The organism is Kitasatospora sp. NPDC001309 (assembly GCF_042896295.1).
GTDB lineage: Bacteria > Actinomycetota > Actinomycetes > Streptomycetales > Streptomycetaceae > Kitasatospora.
Map to the genome: position 1 here is coordinate 53915 of NZ_JBIAXC010000037.1, position 17185 is coordinate 71099.

At 74.5% G+C, this 17185-nt stretch carries 16 protein-coding genes and 1 pseudogene; 12 read left to right on the forward strand and 5 right to left on the reverse strand.

The window, feature by feature from the left end:
* The first annotated feature begins 135 nt into the window (after nt 1-135).
* Nucleotides 136-942, forward strand: coding sequence for a hypothetical protein (locus tag ACFY2K_RS30855; RefSeq protein ID WP_387715917.1), 807 nt, complete (start codon nt 136-138; stop codon nt 940-942).
* 227 nt (nt 943-1169) lie between these two features.
* Here ACFY2K_RS30855 and ACFY2K_RS30860 read toward each other — a convergent pair whose 3' ends face one another.
* Nucleotides 1170-1523 (reverse strand): DUF6401 family natural product biosynthesis protein, encoded by a 354-nt coding sequence (locus tag ACFY2K_RS30860; RefSeq protein ID WP_375884320.1) that lies wholly within the window; start codon nt 1521-1523, stop codon nt 1170-1172.
* Between the two features lie 142 nt (nt 1524-1665).
* Between ACFY2K_RS30860 and ACFY2K_RS30865 the strand changes: the two genes are divergently transcribed.
* The gene (locus ACFY2K_RS30865; RefSeq protein WP_375884322.1) at nt 1666-2592 is read left to right on the forward strand and encodes an LLM class F420-dependent oxidoreductase; all 927 of its coding nucleotides are present in this window, start codon (nt 1666-1668) and stop codon (nt 2590-2592) included.
* Between the two features lie 245 nt (nt 2593-2837).
* Here ACFY2K_RS30865 and ACFY2K_RS30870 read toward each other — a convergent pair whose 3' ends face one another.
* The gene (locus ACFY2K_RS30870; RefSeq protein ID WP_380526682.1) at nt 2838-3197 is read right to left on the reverse strand and encodes a hypothetical protein; all 360 of its coding nucleotides are present in this window, start codon (nt 3195-3197) and stop codon (nt 2838-2840) included.
* Nucleotides 3198-3532: 335 nt separating this feature from the next.
* Between ACFY2K_RS30870 and ACFY2K_RS30875 the strand changes: the two are divergent.
* The 4 genes and pseudogenes from ACFY2K_RS30875 to ACFY2K_RS30890 form a co-directional block, all read left to right on the forward strand.
* Nucleotides 3533-3736: pseudogene (locus ACFY2K_RS30875) on the forward strand (helix-turn-helix domain-containing protein); the annotation flags it as partial.
* A 216-nt stretch (nt 3737-3952) separates the two neighbouring features.
* Nucleotides 3953-4777 (forward strand): hypothetical protein, encoded by an 825-nt coding sequence (locus tag ACFY2K_RS30880; protein ID WP_387715997.1) that lies wholly within the window; start codon nt 3953-3955, stop codon nt 4775-4777.
* 334 nt (nt 4778-5111) lie between these two features.
* On the forward strand, nt 5112-5675 hold the full coding sequence (locus ACFY2K_RS30885; protein WP_387715920.1) for an AAA family ATPase: 564 nt from the start codon (nt 5112-5114) through the stop codon (nt 5673-5675).
* 114 nt (nt 5676-5789) lie between these two features.
* A complete protein-coding gene (locus ACFY2K_RS30890; protein WP_380526688.1) occupies nt 5790-6776 on the forward strand; it encodes a zinc metalloprotease in 987 nt (328 codons plus the stop codon).
* A 59-nt stretch (nt 6777-6835) separates the two neighbouring features.
* Here the strand turns inward: ACFY2K_RS30890 and ACFY2K_RS30895 are convergent, their stop codons facing one another.
* Nucleotides 6836-7231, reverse strand: coding sequence for a hypothetical protein (locus tag ACFY2K_RS30895; RefSeq protein WP_387715923.1), 396 nt, complete (start codon nt 7229-7231; stop codon nt 6836-6838).
* Between the two features lie 148 nt (nt 7232-7379).
* On the opposite strand from ACFY2K_RS30895, the gene ACFY2K_RS30900 reads away from it, so the two are divergent.
* On the forward strand, nt 7380-7832 hold the full coding sequence (locus tag ACFY2K_RS30900; RefSeq protein WP_380526690.1) for a universal stress protein: 453 nt from the start codon (nt 7380-7382) through the stop codon (nt 7830-7832).
* Between the two features lie 64 nt (nt 7833-7896).
* Nucleotides 7897-8799, forward strand: coding sequence for a DNA-formamidopyrimidine glycosylase family protein (locus ACFY2K_RS30905; RefSeq protein ID WP_380642366.1), 903 nt, complete (start codon nt 7897-7899; stop codon nt 8797-8799).
* Here the strand turns inward: ACFY2K_RS30905 and ACFY2K_RS30910 are convergent.
* Both ACFY2K_RS30910 and ACFY2K_RS30915 read right to left on the reverse strand, forming a co-directional pair.
* Nucleotides 8747-9382 (reverse strand): uridine kinase, encoded by a 636-nt coding sequence (locus ACFY2K_RS30910; protein WP_387715926.1) that lies wholly within the window; start codon nt 9380-9382, stop codon nt 8747-8749. The genes ACFY2K_RS30905 and ACFY2K_RS30910 overlap by 53 nt on opposite strands.
* 82 nt (nt 9383-9464) lie before the next feature.
* A complete protein-coding gene (locus tag ACFY2K_RS30915) occupies nt 9465-10790 on the reverse strand; it encodes a PQQ-binding-like beta-propeller repeat protein (protein ID WP_387715929.1) in 1326 nt (441 codons plus the stop codon).
* A 149-nt stretch (nt 10791-10939) separates the two neighbouring features.
* On the opposite strand from ACFY2K_RS30915, the gene ACFY2K_RS30920 reads away from it, so the two are divergent.
* The 4 genes from ACFY2K_RS30920 to ACFY2K_RS30935 all read left to right on the forward strand — a co-directional run bounded on the left by ACFY2K_RS30920 (nt 10940) and on the right by ACFY2K_RS30935 (nt 16712).
* Complete coding sequence (locus ACFY2K_RS30920) at nt 10940-11476, forward strand: Uma2 family endonuclease (protein ID WP_387715931.1); 537 nt, start codon at nt 10940-10942, stop codon at nt 11474-11476.
* A 135-nt stretch (nt 11477-11611) separates the two neighbouring features.
* Nucleotides 11612-14209 carry a SpoIIE family protein phosphatase gene (locus ACFY2K_RS30925; protein WP_387715934.1) on the forward strand — a complete coding sequence of 866 codons (2598 nt, stop codon included), beginning with the start codon at nt 11612-11614 and terminating at the stop codon, nt 14207-14209.
* A 36-nt stretch (nt 14210-14245) separates the two neighbouring features.
* Complete coding sequence (locus ACFY2K_RS30930; RefSeq protein ID WP_387715937.1) at nt 14246-15916, forward strand: sensor histidine kinase; 1671 nt, start codon at nt 14246-14248, stop codon at nt 15914-15916.
* A 127-nt stretch (nt 15917-16043) separates the two neighbouring features.
* Entirely contained in the window at nt 16044-16712 is a 669-nt protein-coding gene (locus tag ACFY2K_RS30935; RefSeq protein WP_375884477.1) for a response regulator, read from the forward strand.
* Nucleotides 16713-17185: the final 473 nt, after the last annotated feature.

Sequence of the window (17185 nt, forward strand, 5' to 3'; positions counted from 1 at the left end):
ACGGCGGGACCGTTCACCCGACGGAACCATCCCGGACATTCCGGCGCGCGCGGTCGGGGTGGGGTGCTGCTATCCACGAAGGGTGGGGGGTCGCCTGCGCCGCTCGTGGCGCCGTGTCATCGAGTGGAGGACTCCGTGGCTCAGCAGCTCGCACTCTCCGTCGACTTCGGGTCGGGTTTCACCCAGGCCTGGGGCAAGATCGCCAAGGTCGTCCCGCAGTTCATCGCCTTCCTGGTGATCCTCGCCATCGGCTGGTTCGTGGCCAAGGCGATCGCCCGGATCCTGGACCGCGTGCTGCGCCGCGTCGGTTCCGAGAAGGTCGCCGAGCGGGCCGGGATGGCCCGGTACCTGAGCGGCTCCAAGTACGACATGACCGGCATCATCTGCAAGATCGTCTACTACGCGGTCCTGCTGATGGCGCTCCAGCTGGCCTTCGGCGTCTTCGGGCCGAACCCGATCAGCGTGATGATCCACAGCATCGTCGCCTGGCTGCCCAGGGGCATCGTCGCGGTCGCGATCGTGGTGGTGGCGATGGCCATCGCCAACGGCGTGCGCGACATCGTCGGGAACGCGCTGTCCGGCGCCTCGTACGGGCGCACCGTCTCCACCGTGGCCTGGGCGTTCATCGTGGCGCTCGGGGTGATCGCGGCGCTCGGCCAGGCCGGGATCGCGACCGCGATCACCGGGCCGGTGCTGATCGCGGCGCTGGCCACCGTCACCGGGGTGCTGGTGGTCGGCGTCGGCGGCGGTCTTATCATGCCGATGCGCCAGCGCTGGGAGCGGTGGCTGGACAGCGCGGAGCAGGAGACCGCCCGACTGCGCGGCACCGCCTACCAGGCCGGCCGCTCGGACGCGCTGGCCAACCAGCCGATCCGCCCGACCACCCAGACCGGCCCGGCCAACCCGCCGGTGCCGGGGATCGACCCGGGCGAGAATCGGTAGATCGGTCTACGGGGTCTGGCTGGTCTGCCCGGTGCACCCGGTAGGCCCGGTACGCCCGGCGTCTCGGGCCTACCTGGTCCACCTGGCCTGATGGGAGATCTCTAGACCGGTCTACCTATTAGCCTCGCCACCAGAAGACCGGTCTGCATATTTTCCCGCGATGCCGCGATGCCGCGATGCCGCGATGCGCGATCGGTGGACCGGGTCCACCCCCCCGCCTCCTCGGATCAGGCCTCCAGCAGACCCTGGTCACGCACCAGCCAGCAGATCGCCGTCAGCCTGGTCACGGCGTAGTCGTAGCCGACCGGCTCCCGCCAGCCGATCTCGGTGAGCGCGTCCAGGAAGCCGAGCGCGTAGTCCGACAGTTCCTCACGGTCCAGCGGCTGGGGCGCGAGCTCCGCGCCCTGTGCGTACAGCAGCTCGCGCAGCATCGCCGCGTGCTGGTCGACCGCCGCGACGAAACCGGGCTCGAAGGCGAACTCGGCCAGCCGGGGCGTGAAGGCGGCCACGATGCCGGGCAGCGGGCAGCCGGCCGGCTCGTCGGGGGAGCGCCGGAAGGACTCGTCGGGGGTCGCGAACATCCGTCCACGGTAGGCGAACCGCTGTGGTGGCGAGCCGGGCTGTGACGGTTCCGTGCTGAGACCTTGGCCACCTTCGGAACGTTCCGTGGCATGGCCGGTTCCCTGTGTTCCCGAACGGGTGGTCCGTACCAGAATGGCCCGCATGGACCTCCGCATCTTCACCGAGCCCCAGCAGGGCGCGAGCTACGACACCCTCCTCAAGGTCGCCCGCACGACCGAGGAGCTCGGTGTGTTCAGCGCCTTCTTCCGCTCCGACCACTACCTCAAGATGGGCGACGTGGACGGCCTGCCCGGCCCCACCGACGCCTGGATCACGCTGGCCGGCCTGGCCCGTGACACCAGCACCATCCGCCTCGGCACCCTGATGACGGCCGCCACCTTCCGGCTGCCGGGCGTCACGGCGATCCAGGTCGCCCAGGTCGACGCGATGAGCGGTGGCCGGGTCGAGTTCGGCCTCGGCGCCGGCTGGTACGAGGCCGAGCACGCCGCGTACGGCATCCCGTTCCCGAAGGAGAAGTTCGGGCGGCTGGAGGAGCAGCTGGAGATCATCACCGGGCTGTGGCGGACCAAGCTCGGCGACACCTTCGACTTCGCCGGGGAGTACTACACCCTCACCGACTCGCCCGCGCTGCCCAAGCCCGTCCAGGAGCGCATCCCGGTGCTGGTCGGCGGCTCGGGGCCGAAGCGCACCCCGGCGCTGGCCGCCCGCTTCGCCGACGAGTTCAACCTGCCGTTCGCCTCGCTGGACGACACCGCCGCCCAGTTCGGCCGGGTCCGGGCCGCCGTCGAGCAGGCCGGACGCTCGGCCGACGACCTGGTGTACTCCAACGCCCTGGTGCTCTGCGTCGGCCGGGACGACGCCGAGGTGGCCCGTCGGGCCGCCGTGATCGGCCGCGACGTGGCCGAGCTCAAGGAGAACGGCCTGGCCGGCACCCCGGGCGAGGTGGTGGAGAAGCTCGGCCGGTACGCGGCGGTCGGCAGTGAGCGGGCCTACCTCCAGGTGCTCGACCTGAGTGACCTCGACCACCTGGAGCTGGTCGCCGCACAGGTGGCCCCGCAGCTCGGCTAGCGAGCCGGTTCGGAGTCGGTTCGGAGTCGGTTCGGCGCCTCATGGGTCGCCGTGCGTGCCGACTGCCGGGAAGCGGCCGCGGTCCGGGGCGTGAGCGCGGTGTCCTGGGCCGCAGCGACGTTGCCGCCGGTTCACTGACGGCCCGCCGGAGACCCCGGCGGGCCGTCGGAGCAGGTCCAGCGCCACGACTTCGTCCGTGTCGCCGATCCGGACGAAGTCGTGGGTCACCCGCGGATGTCGGTGGACTACCGGGAGACCGTCCGGCCGTCCTGGCTGCCGTTGTCGGTCGGGTACAGGTGCGCCCACGAGAGGGTGCACGGGAAGGTCCACCACGCGTTGTTGTACCCGGACTGGTACTTGTCGTTCCAGTTGAAGGAGTAGTAGTTGCCGCAGACGTCCTGGGCGGTGATGTAGAACTCCTCGTCGGTGTCACCGATGTTGACGTGCCAGCCGACGACGTTGTTGTTCGCGTAGACCTGGTACCACGAGCCGTGGCTGCTGCTGGCGCTGTCCGAGCCGCTGGAGGACGCGGACGCGGTGCCTGCCGCACCGAGCACCGTCGCGCCGGCGATGGTGAGCGCGACGAGGATCTTCTTCGCGTGCAAGGTTCTCTCCCTTGGTAGCTGGGGGTGGAGACGGAGCCCGTCGGCGTTTGCCCGCTCGCCCGGGTTCGGCCCGCCGGCGCTCATTCATCCGCACCGACGGCCCGTCCGAAAGCCCCGGCGCCGTACAGCGGACACCGGACGACAGACCCGGACGCTCGGGGGCTCCCCACGGTCGGCGCGGCGGCGCAGGCGAGGGCCCGGCCGGGGAGGCGATCACGAGTTTGCTCGTTCACACGCGCGCGACCACGTTCTTCCGGTACAACCTGACATGTCTGGACAGGCGTGGACGGGCAAGGCCCGTCCCACCTGTCACCGGGGGCAGACGGGAGGGCGTGATGGGCCAGGAGGACGAGGTTGCCGAGTTCCTCGACCGCTTGAGACAACTGCGGGCCCTCGCCGGCAATCCGTCGTTCCGGACGATGTCCAGGACGTCGGGAATCGTGTCGCACTCCGCCCTGCACGAAGCGCTAGCCGGCCGGCGGTTACCCACCTGGCCCGTGGTGCGCGAGTTCGTCAAGGCCTGTGGCGGCGACGAGGTGGAGTGGCGCCGGGCCTGGGCCGCAGCGGCGAACCCGGCGAGAGGGCCCGGTCGCCTCCCGTCCGACGCCGCCCACGAGGCGGACCACCCGGTCGAGCAGCCCGCCGGACCCGCAGGACCCGCAGGACCCGCCGGACCTGCCGAGGCGCTCGGCGCGACCGGCTCGCCCCGGCCCGCGCCCGTGCCGGGACGGAGGTGGTTCGGGCGGCGCGGTGGGGTGGCGTCCCACGGAGCCGCCCTGCTGGCGGGCATCGTCATAGGCGCCGTCACCGGCTACGTCGTCGGCAGCCCCGCCTCCGCCCAGCGGGAGGTGACCGCAGCGCAGCAGTGCCAGGACGCGATCAGTGACGACGGCGTCCAGCAGCCGCTCGCGGCCCACGGTCAGCGGGCCCTGGACGCCGCCGACCCCGCACCGGCCGGCCAGTCACCGGGCACACCGGCCTGGGTCGGCCGCCCCGGCGCGGAGGCTCACATCCTGACCGGCACGAGCGCCACGGTCCCGATCACCCAGAACGTGGCCGCGGGCGACGCACTCATCGTGTCGATCATGCTGACGTCCACCTGCCCGGCCCCACTGACCGTCACGGACAGCCGCGGCAGCCGCTACCAGCTGGTCGCGGACGTGTTCGACACCCGCCACCACCGCGTGGCCATCCTCGCGGCGTTCGACGTGGCCGCCCTCTCGACCGCCGACCACCTGGCGGTCACCTACGTCACCGCCAGTAAGTACCACGTGGTCGTCGACGAATACCGCGACATCCACTCCGTGGCCGCTCGGGCGACCGGCCTCGGCGAGTCCGGGGGCACCAGTTTCGGCATCACCGGCCCCACCTGCCGGGCGGGCCAGCTGCTCGTCGGCGCCGTGGGTTCGAACAGCGGCACCGGCCCGCTGTTCGAGCCCGGCTGGGCCGACCTGCCGACGGTGAAGTTGTCGTCCTACTGGCTGACGACCGGCTACCAGCTCGTGCGGACGCCGGGCCCCTGCTCCCTCTCCGGAGCCACGACCGCCCAGTGGGGCGCGGTTCTGGCCGTGCTGCAGTAGGACCGCTCCGACCCCCGAACCAGCTCACTGGCCGGGCCCTGTCCGGCAGGATCGGCCGGACAGGGCCTGGCCGCCGCCGGGCCTCCGTCGAGGCCTTCGCACCTGCCCTGACCACGGGTCTTTACTCGTTCTTGGTCATACGCCATGCTCGTGGCAGGGAACGCGAGTGGAAGCGGCGGGCGGAGGGTCGGTGACGGGGACACGAATACCGCGGGCGGCGGCGCCACGGGTGTCGCCGCCCCGTGGTGTCGAGGGTCGTGGTGTGGAGGGCCGTGGTGTCGAGGGCCGCGCTGCCGATTGCCGGACGGGCGCGGATCGGATCGTCCGCGCCGGTGTGCACGAGCTGCGCGGCTCCGGGCCGGCCGTGCTGCGCTATCCCGCCGGTGACCTGTTGGTCGTCACCGGGCTGCCCGGCAGTGGGAAGAGCACCCTGATGCGCCGCAGTGTCCGCGCCCCGCTGGTGGATTCCCAGCTGGTCCGCGAGGAGTACGCGTCCCGGCTGCCCGGCCGCCTCCCGTACGCGCTGTACCGTCCGCTGGCCCGGCTCGCGCACTACCGGCGGCTGCGCCGGGCGGTGCTGGAGGGCGGGCCGCTGGCCGTGCACGACTGCGGCACGCTGCCCTTCGTCCGGTCCTGGCTGGTGCGGGCCGCCGCCCGGCAGGGGCGCCGGGTGCACCTGCTGCTGCTCGACGTGGACCCGCGGGAGGCCCGGGCGGGTCAGCGGCGGCGCGGCCGGTGGGTCTCGCGCTACGCCTTCGCCCGGCACCGGGGCGCGGCCGCCCGGCTGCGCGGGCTGCTGCTCGGGGCGGGGCGGCCGCCGGCCGGCTGTGCGTCGGCCGTGGTACTCGACCGGGGTGCCGCGCGCGCCCTGCGGGAGATCGACTTCTCGGCGTCGTAGTGTCGGGCGGGTCCGCGCCGGGCGCCGGTCGCCGGTGGACGGGCCCGAGGCGCGGCCGATGCCCCGTCATCTCCCCCCGCCCCCTCCCTGGTCATCTCCCCGTCAGGAGCGCTGATGCGCCGTACTGCCCGGGTGCGCTCGCGTGCCCCCCGCCTGTTCCCCTGCGCCGCCGCGCTGGTCGCCGCGGCCGGTCTGAGCCAGTTCGCCGCCCCGGCCCCGCACCGTACGGTGGCGGCTGTCTGCGACGGTACTGCCGCCGAGACCGCCGCCGATGCAGGTGTCGACCCCGCCGCCCGGAAGCCGGCGGGCAGTCAGGCGGGCCGGGACCCGAACGCCGTGAGCGCCGACCGGGCCCGGGCGATGCAGGCGGACCTGGAGCACCGGCTCGCCGCGCTCGGCCCCGCCCACGTCCCGCTGGCCGCCGAACCGACCACCATTCCGGTGTACGTCCACGTGATCCACTCCGGGGACGCCGGCCGGCTGGGCGAGGGTGCGGTGGCCGCCCAGATCGACCACCTCAACGCCTCCTACGGCGGCCAGGGCGAGGGCAACACCCCCACCGGATTCCAGTTCGCGCTGGCCGGCACCGACTGGACCGACAACGCCGGCTGGTACTCCGGCATGACCCCCGGCTCCGCCGCCGAGCGGTCGATGAAGAGTGCCCTGCGCAAGGGCGGCGCGGGCACCCTCAACCTCTACACCGCCCACCTCGGCCAGTCCCTGCTCGGCTGGTCGACCTTCCCCGACGTCTACCGCTCGAACCCGGTCGACGACGGCGTGGTGGTCCTGGACGACTCGCTGCCCGGCGGCCCCGCCACCCACTACAACGAGGGCAACACCGCCACCCACGAGACCGGCCACTGGCTCGGCCTCTTCCACACCTTCCAGGGCGGCTGCCTGCCCCCGGGCGACTACGTGGACGACACCCCGCCCGAGCGCAGCGCCGCCTACGGCTGCCCCGAGGGCCGGCACACCTGCCCGGGCGGCGGGCTCGACCCGATCCACAACTTCATGGACTACAGCTACGACTCCTGCATGACCCAGTTCACCCCGGGGCAGGTCCAGCGGATGTCCAACTCATGGGCTGCCTACCGCAGTTGAACAGGAGTGGAGCGGCCGAGGTCGATCGAGGTCGGCCGCGGGTCGGAGCGGGAGGCCGGTCAGCAGCAGACGTGGAGGTAGAGGAGCGTCCGGCCGTCGGCGGCACGGAACTCGTACGCGTGGTGGTCCTCGGCGAGCGCCTCGAGCCAGGCGGCCGGACGCTCCTCGGGGGTCAGCAGCACCGGGACCAGTGCCTCCGGGAAGTCCTCGTGCCAGCCGTCCCAGCCGCCCATCGTCATCTCGTCGGCGCCGGCCGCCAGCCGCTTGGCCAGCCGCCGGTCCAGCGGGCCGCGGGCCAGCCGCCAGTAGCAGCCCAGGGCGTCCTGGAAGCCGCCGGCCGCCACGGGGGTCAGGCGGTACGGTCCGGCGCTTCCGTCGGCGGGCGGCAGGGTGGCGGCGACCTCGGCGATGACCTCGGCGAAGCCGCCGGCGCGGCGGCGCGGTTTGCTCGGCATGGGGGCATTCTCGCGGGCGGTGCCGGTCGGCGGCACCCGAATTGAATGCGGAACGCCGGGTGCGGCGTGGCAACTACCGGGTGCATGCCCGATTTGATCTATGTTCGGACGATTGGTGCCGAGCAGGAGTGACCGAAGGAGCAACCGCATGAGTGCCCACACCCGGATCGTCGTCGGCGTCGACGGCTCGCCCGCCTCGGAGCAGGCGCTGCGCTGGGCGGTCGACTACGCCAAGGCCGTCGGCGGGACGGTCGACGCCGTCACCGCCTGGGAGTACCCCGCCTTCTACGGCTGGGGCGGGACGGCCGTCCCCACCGGGGAGTCCCTCAACCCCGAGGAGCTGGCCGGCCAGACCCTGGCCGAGAGCGTCGCCAAGGCCGTCGGCACGGACCCGGGGGTGCCGATCGCCGAGAGCGTGCTGCCCGGCAACGCGGCCGGCGCCCTGCTGCAGGCCGCCAAGGGCGCCGCGCTGCTGGTCGTCGGCAGCCGCGGACTCGGCGGCTTCTCCGGCGTGCTACTCGGCTCGGTCAGCCGCCACGTCACCGAGCACGCGCCCTGCCCCGTGGTCGTGGTGCGGGAAGGCCAGGTCGAGGCCCCGTAGTCGAGGCGCGTAGCGGCGAGGGGCCGGTGCCGCACCGGGCCGCCGCGCGGACCAGAATGGAGACATGCCAGAAGGTGACTCCATCTACCGCGTGGCGGCCCGGCTGCACGAGGCCCTCGCCGGTCAGCAGCTGACCAGCGCCGAGCTGCGGGTGCCCGCGCACGCCACCGCCGCGCTCGCCGGGCGCCGGGTCCTGGAGGTCCGCCCGCGCGGCAAGCACCTGCTCACCCGCATCGAAGGCGGGCTCACCCTGCACACCCACCTGCGGATGGACGGCCACTGGGAGGTCTACCGCCCCGGCGAGCGCTGGACCGGCGGCCCCGCCTTCCAGATCCGCGCCGTCCTCGGCACCGAGCACGGCACCGCCGTCGGCTACCGGCTGCCCGTCGTCGAACTGCTGCGCACCACTGACGAACGGCGGGCCGTCGGCCACCTCGGCCCCGACCTGCTCGGCCCGGACTGGGACCCGGTCGAGGCCGTCCGTCGCATCCTCGCCCGCCCCGCCCGGCCGCTCGTCGAAGCCCTGCTCGACCAGCGCAACCTGGCCGGGATCGGCAACGTGTACGCCAACGAACTGTGCTTCGTCGCCGGGGTCACCCCGTGGACCGAGGTCGGACAAGTGCCGCACCCCGACCGGCTGGTGGAGCGGGCCCGGCAGATGCTGGAGGTCAACAAGCTGCGCCCCGGCCACATCACCACCGGCGACACCCGGCCCGGCTACCGGCACTGGGTCTACGGCCGGGCGGGCCGCCCCTGCCCGCGCTGCGTCACGCCCGTGCTGACCGGACGCCAGGGCGAGGCCCCGCGGGACCGGGCGGTGTTCTGGTGCCCGTACTGCCAGCGCGGGCCGGCCCCGGCCGCCCCGGCCGCAACGTCCGCAACATCCGGCGCGCCCGCCACGTCCGCCAGGTCCGCTAGGTCCGTTCGACCAGGGCGGGGTGCCGCGGGTCGTCCACCCGTACGGTGAGGTCGGCGGCCTCGGTCGGCCCGGTCTCCGCCTCGTAGCGGGCGAAGGCGGGCAGCGTCCACTGCTCGTCCGCCGGAGTGCGGCGGGCCAGCGCGGCCGGGGTGAGCGCCAGGTGGACGCTCAGTTCGAGCGGCAGCCAGCGGCCGAGCAGCAGGGCGCCGTCCAGCAACAGCACGCCGCCGGGCGGGAGTTGGACGTACGGGGCGCGGGTCGAGCGGTCGGTGGCCGGGTCGCGCAGCGAGGGCAGCACCCGGCCGGTGCCGCCCGGCTCCAGCGGGTCCAGCACCTCGCGCAGCAGGGCGCCGTCGTCCAGCCAGAGGTCGTGGAAGGCGTCCGCGTCCCGGTGGCCGTACTCCAGCCGGATCGAGGCCGGGCGCAGGAAGTCCGCCGCCGACACCCGCAGCGCCGGGCGGCCGCGCAGCCGCAGCGGCTCCACCAGGGCGTCGGCGAGCAGCCCGGGCCGGGCGGCCGCGGCGCCGTCCACGGCGACCCGCAGCCACCGCTCGCCGGCGCCGGGCAGCTCGGTGATCCGGTCGGCGAGCAGCTCGGCCAGCTTGTCGGGGGAGATCGGGTGTACCTGCACCAGCACATCCTGCCGTCCGGGGCGCTCCCGGCCCAGCGGTTTCAGGCCGGCGCTCTCAGGTCAGCTGTTCAGGCCCCCGCTCTCAGGTCAGCGGGAGCGCGTGCAGGACGTCGTCGTGCCCGGCGAAGAGGCGGGAGCCGTCGGCGGCGAGGTTCCAGACGTCCTTGCCCGGGCCGGAGTCGTGGAAGGTCCACCCCGGCGTGCCGGTCGCGGTGTAGATCGCCGCCACCCCGCCCGCCGCCGGACCGGGCACGTACAGCGTGCCGCCGACGACCAGCGGACGGCTGCGGTTGTCCAGCAGGAACGGCAGCTTGACGGACCAGAGCACCGCGCCGGTCCGTGTTTCGAGGCAGGTGACGACGCCGTCGTTGCGCAGCACGAAGACCCGGACGGTGTCCGGGACGGGCGGCAGGGCCCGCCAGGACTCCCCCCGGGCGGCGGTGTGGTTCCAGGCCGGCTTGCCGTCGGGGCCCAGCAGGTACACCCCGCCGTTGCTGTCCGGCACGAGGAAGCTCGTCCCGGAAGCGACGCACCAGCCGAAGTCCTGGGTGACGGCGGCGGTCGACAGTTCCTCGCCGGTGGTGGCGTCCCGGACCACCAGCTCGAGGCGTTCGCCGGTCGACCGGACGCAGGCCAGCAGGTTCTTGTTGTAGGGGGCGGTGGCGGCGGCGGGCCGTTCCTGGTGGTCGACCGCGACGGACCAGAGCAGGGAGCGCCGGTCCAGCTGTACGGCGAAGATCCGGCTGCTCGGCGCCGAGCTGTCCGAGCGCGGCCAGCTCAACAGGCAGCCGTAGAGGACGCCGGCGCTCAGGCAGGTGAGCTGGACGTCACCGTCCAGCTCCTCGGGCAGCGCCAGGCTCCAGTCGGCGGCCGGGTCGGTGAGGTGGTGGGCGTCCAGGTGGCCGCGGGAGGTGGCGGTGAACAGGTAGTCGCGCCAGACCGCGATCTTTCCGGCGGGCAGTTCCAGGTCGCTCGGCCAGTCCTTGGGTGCCGGCGGGTCGAACACCAGCAGCCGTCCGGGACGACCGGTGCCCGGGTCGAGGGCCTGCCACCCCGCCTTGGAGAGGAAGGCCGGCCCCTGGGGCGCGGCGAGCAGCCGCTCCGGGGTCATCACCTGCGGGCCCCGGTAGGTCCACAGCGGCGTCGGCCCGGACAGTGCAGTCGGCTGCGGCCGGCTCGGCGACGGCGAGGGCGTCGACCCGTCGCCCTCCACCCGGCCCAGCGCCCACGCCGCCCCGCCGGCCGCCAGCACCCCGGCCCCGATCAGCAGCCCGCGCCGGCTCAGCCGGGGGCCGTCACCGTCCGGACCCCCACCGCCGAGCACGTCCCCGGGCACCGCGTCCGCACCGTCCGCCTCCCCGTCCCACTGCCAGGCGGCGTCCTGCACCGGCCCCTCGGGCGACTTCATCCGGTCCTCACTCCCACCCCCGGCGGCCACCGTGCCACCACCTGCCGGGGAGGATATCGAACGGTCCCCGAACCATCCCAAGCCGCGACCTCGGCCGCACTAGGCTGCGCCCGACACAACGAGTACCGGCCCGCCCAGGAGGCCCGAGGATGTCCACCGTGACGGCCGAGCAGTACGACGGCTGGACCGAGGAGCAGTGCGCCGACGTGGAGATCGTCGGCGGGGTGGTGGTCGCCCGTCCGAGCCGCTCGGCCCGCCACAACCGGATCGCGCGGTTGGTGGCGAACGCCCTGGACGACGCGGGCGGGGCCGACTGGAACGCCGACTGCGGCTTCGACCTGCGGCTGCGGGACGTGCCGCTCGACAACCGCTGCCCGGACGTGGTGGTCTACCGGGCCGACACGGTCGAGGAGATGCCGGCCAGGCCGGAGCACGTGCTGCTGGTGGTCGAGGTCGTCTCACCGGGCTCGGAGACCACCGACCGGCTGGTCAAGCCCGACCAGTACGCGAAGGCCGGAATTCCCTTCTACTGGCGGGTCGAGCAAGCGGCGGGCCGGGTGCCGGTCGTCCACACCTGTCCGCTGGACGAGGCGAGCCGGGTGTACCGGGCCGGGGAGATGTTCACCGGACTGGTGAAGGCCGCGGTGCCGTTCCCGGTGGAGGTCGACCTCACCGATCTGCCGTAGCGCGTCACCCGCTCGGCGGAGCGGTTCGCTCGGCCGGGTGAGGGCGTCCGTGCCGGGGCGGGTGGGGCCGGTGGGCCGGCCGGGGCGGGCGGGGCTCGCCTTGACACGGTTCCGGGCCGGACGTAGCAAGGGAGCATGCGCGATCCGCGGCCGACCGGCGGGGACGCCGAGCCGGTCCGTGCGGCGGGCCCGGAGGCGGCGCACGCGCGGGACGAGCTGTTGGCGGAGGCCGTCCGGGAGGTGCTGGCGTCGACCGCGGCGTACGGGGCGATGGTGCACCTGCGCTCGCGGGACGGGCGGTCCCTGGTGCTGCGGACCCTCGCCGGGGTGCCGCTGTCGATCATGAGTCCGTTCCGCCGGGTCGCGGCGGCCGGGCCGCTGCCGGTCGCGGTCTGCTTCCGCACTGGGCGGACCGTCACGCTGTCCGACTCCGAGGACATCGTGCGGCGCTTCCCGCAGCTGGCCGTCGGGCTGCCGTACGACTTCGTCTCCGCCTGCGTGCCGGTGGGGCACGGCGGGGAGCGGTTCGGGGTGCTCAGCGTGCTGTGGCCCGCCTCGGACGACGGGGTGCCGGACGGGGACGGCGGGCGGCCGGAGGCGGTCGCCTCCCGGCTGGGCGCCGGGCTGGCCGGGGTGGCGGCGGCCGGGCAGCCGGTGGAGCCGGCCGGGGACGCCGCGGTGGTGGAGCTGGCGCCGCCGACGGCGGTGACCACCCGGGTCGGGCTGTTCGACTGGGACGTGGCCAGTGGCGCGCTCGCGGCGGACGTGCAGTTCCGGGAGATCTTCGGCTTCGGGCCCGGCGAGTTCGACGGCACGGTGCGCTGCCTGACCGGCCGGATCGCCCCCGGTGACGTGCCCGAGTTCCGGGCCGCCGCCCGCACCGCCCTGGAGCACGGCGAGGTGCTGGCGGCCCGGGTGCGGGTGCTCGGACCGGCCGGCCGGCCGTACCCGGTGGAGTTGTGGGCCCGGGTGCCCGGGGCGATCTCCGACGGCGGGACCCACCTGGTCGGCGCCGTCCTGGACGTCCGTGCCCTGACCGCGGCGGCCGCCGCCGTCGAGCGGCTGCACGAGGGGCTGCTCTCGCTCGACCCGGACGGCCTGATCAGCTACGTCAACCGGGCCGCCGAGCCGCTGCTCGGGGCCGGTGCCGAGGAGCTGGTCGGACACCACCCCTGGGAGGTGCTGCCCTGGCTCGCCGACCCCTTCTACGAGAACCGCTACCGCGCCGCCCTGCTCTCCCAGCAGCCCACCGCCTTCCTGGCCGTCCGCCCGCCGGACGGCTGGCTCGCCTTCTCGCTCTACCCCGACCCGCACGGCGTCACCGTCCGGATGGTCGCCGCCGAGGCCCCGCCGGGCGCGGCCGAGCCGCCGACCGCCCTGGCGCCGCCCGCGGCCACGGCCGGCGCGGGCACGGGAGGCGTCGGCGGCACCCACCACCTGCTCCAGCTGGCCAGCGCGCTCACCGAGGCCGTCACCGTGCGGGACGTCTGCCGGGCGGTGGCCGAGGAGATCCTGCCGGCCTTCGGCGGCCAGGAGCTCGCCATCTACGGGGTGCGCGAGCAGCGGCTGCACCTGGTCTCGCAGAGCGGCTACCCCGACGGCTTCCTGGACGGCTTCGAGGGCACCCCGCTGGACGCCCGGGTCCCCGGCGCGGAGGCGCTCAGCACCGGCACCCCGATCTTCTTCGAGTCGGTGCGCGAGCTCGCCGCCGCCTACCCGGGCCTCGCCCTGGACGAGATGGGCGCCTGGGCCTTCCTGCCGCTGATCGCCTCCGGCCGCCCGGTCGGCAGCTGCATCCTCGGCTTCGACCGGGCGCACCCCTTCACCGTCGAGGAGCGCGGACTGCTCACCGGCCTCGGCGGCTTCATCGCCCAGGCCCTGGAACGGGCCCGGCTGTACGACGCCGAGTTCGCGCTGGCCCGCGGCCTGCAGCAGGCCCTGCTGCCGCACCGGCTCCCGCAGGTGCCCGGCATCCGCACCGCCGCCCGCTACTTGCCCGGCACCCAGGGCATGGAGATCGGCGGCGACTGGTACGACGCGATCGTCACCGGCGACGACCTCACCCTGGTGATCGGCGACGTCGAGGGCCACAGCGTCGGAGCGGCCGCCGCGATGGGCCAACTGCGCAGCGCGGTCAGGGCGTTCGCCAGTGGCGGCGAGCCGCCCGGCCAGGTGCTGGCCCGCACCAACCGGCTGCTGCTGGACCTCGACCCGGGGCTGCTCGCCAGCTGCTGCCTGGTGCGCCTGACCCCCGCCGACGGCACCGTGCGGATCGGCCGGGCCGGCCACCTGCCGCCGGTGCTGCGGCACCCGGACGGACGGGCCGAGGCGCTGTACGTGCCGGGCGGGCCGCTGCTGGGCGTGGACGACGGGGCGGCGTACCCGGTCAGCGAGCTGCGGCTGCGGCCCGGGTCGCTGCTCGCCCTCTACACCGACGGGCTGGTGGAGGACCCGGCGCTGGCGATCGACCAGGGGGTGGACCGGCTGCGGGCGGCGCTGGCGCACGGGCGGGCGGGGGAGGCACTGGAGGAGCTCGCCGAGCGGCTGCTGCGCGAGGTCGGCTCGACCGGGCGGGTGGACGACGTGGCGCTGCTGCTCACGGCCTTCGGGACGGACGGCGGGGTGGGCGGCCCGGGCGGCGGGACGGACGGCGGGGTGGGCGTCGGCCCGGCTGGCGGGACGGACGGCGCCGGAGCGGCGACTTTCGTCGGCCCGGGCTGCGACGAAGGGTGACCGCGGCCGGGGCGGCCGCCCGGTTAGCCTCGACGGGTGGAAGCAATCGCACGGGCCTGGTCGACAGCGGTACGGACGGCGCTCCCGGGGCCCTGGCGCCCCCGGCGAGTGGTCGGCGAGGCCGTGGCGGCCCTGCTGATGGGCGCGCTGGCGGCCCTGCTGGAGCTCGCCGCCGCCACCGACCTGGCGGTGCCCTTCGGGCTGGCCGTCGCCGCGCTGTGGCTGCTGCGGCGCGGCTTCCCGGCGACGGTGCTGGTGCTGACCGGGACCCTGGCGGGCTGGTCGCTCGGGCCGTTCCCGCTGCTGGTGTGCGCGGGCTGGGTGGCCGGGGCGCGGATCGGCCGGGTGTGGCGACTGGTCGGCGCCTTCGTGCTGAGCTACCTGATGTTCTCCATGTTCGGGATGCTCAAGGACGGCGCCTCGTACTCACCCAAGCTGATCATCGGCTTGTCGCTCGGCATCTTCCTGGTCTTCGCGGGTCTGCCCGCCCTCTACAGCCGCTACCGGGCGCAGCGCCGCGCCCTGCTGGACGCGCTGCGCGAGCGCAACGACCAGCTGGTGCGCGAGCGGGCGATGGTGGTGCACCAGGCCCGGCTGCGGGAGCGGCACCGGATCGCCCAGGACATGCACGACAGCCTGGGCCACCAGCTGGCGCTGATCTCCGTGCACTCCGGCGCGCTGGAGGTGGACCGCACCCTCAGCGACCGGCAGCGGGAGGCGGTCGGGGTGCTGCGGCAGGCGGCGGTCGCGGCCATGCGCGAGCTGCGCGAGGTGGTCGGGGTGCTGCACGACGAGTCGACGGCGGTGCCGCCCGCGGTCGTCGGCGCCCCGGGCGCGGCGGGGTCGCGCGGCGGGGTCGACGGGATCGAGGGGTTGGTGGAGTCCTCCCGGGCGCCCGGGACGGTGGTGGAGCTCTGCGTCGAGGGGGAGCGGCGGCCGCTCGCGGCGGCGGTCGACCACGCGGCGTACCGGATCGTGCAGGAGGCGCTCACCAACGCGCACAAGCACGCCCCCGGCGCGCCGATCGCGGTCGCGCTGCGGTACGAGCCGGACGCGCTGGTGGTGGAGGTGACCAACCCCCGCGCGCCGGAGCTCGTGGGCGCGCGCTCCGGCGCGGGGCCGGTGGTGAGCGGCGGACAGGGGTTGACCGGCCTGCGGGAGCGCGCCCGGCTGGTCGGCGGCATGGTGCACGCGGGCCCGACGCCCGAGCAGGGCTTCCGGCTGGCCGCCGTCCTCCCCTACGAGGGGGCGGAGGCCGAGGGCGCCGCCGCCCTGACGGCCGAGGAGGAGTGGGCGGCCGGCGGGCTGCCGCCGGTGGACGGCGGGCAGGACGGCCGGCGCCGCCCGGCGCTGGGCTGCGCGGCCGGGGTGGGGGCGGTGACGCTGATCGTGGCGGGCCTGGTGGCCTGGGGCGTGGTGGCCTTCGTCCGGGGCGCCAGCGACTCGACGGTGCGGCAGTCGGTCTACGACCAGATCCGGGTGGGCGACTCGCGGGGCGAGGTGCTGAAACAGCTCCCGCCCGGCAACGACTTCTTCACCTCCGACTTCCAGTCCGCCGGGCCGCCCCGGCCGGAGGACTCGCACTGCCGCTGGTACTCGCTGGCGAAGGAGGGCCAGGGCGACTCCTGGTCGGACGACCACGTGGCGCGGTTCTGCTTCAAGGGCGGGGTGCTGGTGGAGAAGGTGGAGTACACCTCCAAGGGCTGAGGTCGGCCGTCCGTCGTCGCGGCGCCCGGCCCCGGCCCGCCCTCCCCGGCCCCGGGCGGGAGGAGGGTGCGGCCGGGATGTGAGGATGGAGTTCCAGCCGCACCACCGTTCGAGGGGAATGACCAGCGTGATCCGAGTCCTCGTCGCCGACGACGAGCCGCTCATCCGGGCCGGGATCAGGATGATCCTGGGGTCGGCCGAGGACATCGAGGTGGTCGCGGAGGCCGCCGACGGCCGGCAGGCGCTGGAGCTGGCCCGGGCGCACCGGGTGGACGTCGTTTTGCTGGACATCCAGATGCCGGTGATGGACGGACTGACGGCGCTCGGGGAGCTCGGCAGGGTCGCGCCCGGCGCACGGGCGATCATCCTCACCACCTTCGGGGAGCGCGAGAACGTCCTGCGCGCCGTGACCGAGGGCGGCGCCGGGTTCCTGCTCAAGGACACCGCGCCGAACGAGCTGATCCAGGCCGTCCGGGCCGCGGCCGGCGGGAACGCCTTCCTCTCCCCGGCCGCCACCCGGCACATCGTGGACTCGCTGGCCGCCGGGCGCAGCGGCTCGGCGGCCGCCCGCGGCGCGCAGGCGCGGCGCCGGCTGGAGGTGCTCACCGGGCGCGAGCTGGAGGTGCTGGCGCTGCTCGGGGAGGGCCTGTCCAACGCGGACGCGGGGGCCCGGATCCACATGAGCGAGGCGACGGTGAAGACCTACGTCAGCCGGATCCTGGCCAAGTTGGGCTGTGAGAACCGGGTCCAGGCGGCGCTGCTGGCGCGGGACGCGGAGCTCGACGGCCGTAGCTGAGCGGGGTCGCGCGGTCGCGGTGGGTGTCGCCGGTGACGGATGCCACTCAATCGGTGGTCCGAATCGGGAACTCCGGATGGACTCGTGACGGTCCGTCATATTCCGATTGCGGACGGTCGATGGTGTGCGGGAGTCCACGAACGGACAGATGTGAGCGCGGGCACGGAAATTGATCGTTCGATCTTTAAAATGCGGTCAAACCTGGTCGAACCGGGCGCCGTTTCTTGATCGATACCGCCGGTAACAGTCAACTGACCTGCGAGAACCAAGAATTGCTTGCTGAGCCCCGGATGTGCCCCTAGCTTTCTTGGCGGCGCAACGAGCGCCACCCGGGTTCACCCCGACGCACGGCCCGCCGACTGACCCCCGGCGCGAGGGCGGTGCCCGCCGACGAGACCGGCCCGAACGGGCCGTCGGCGAGTGGAGGTGGCCGGGGCGGCACGGCACGTCCGACACGTGGCCGGCCGCCCGAC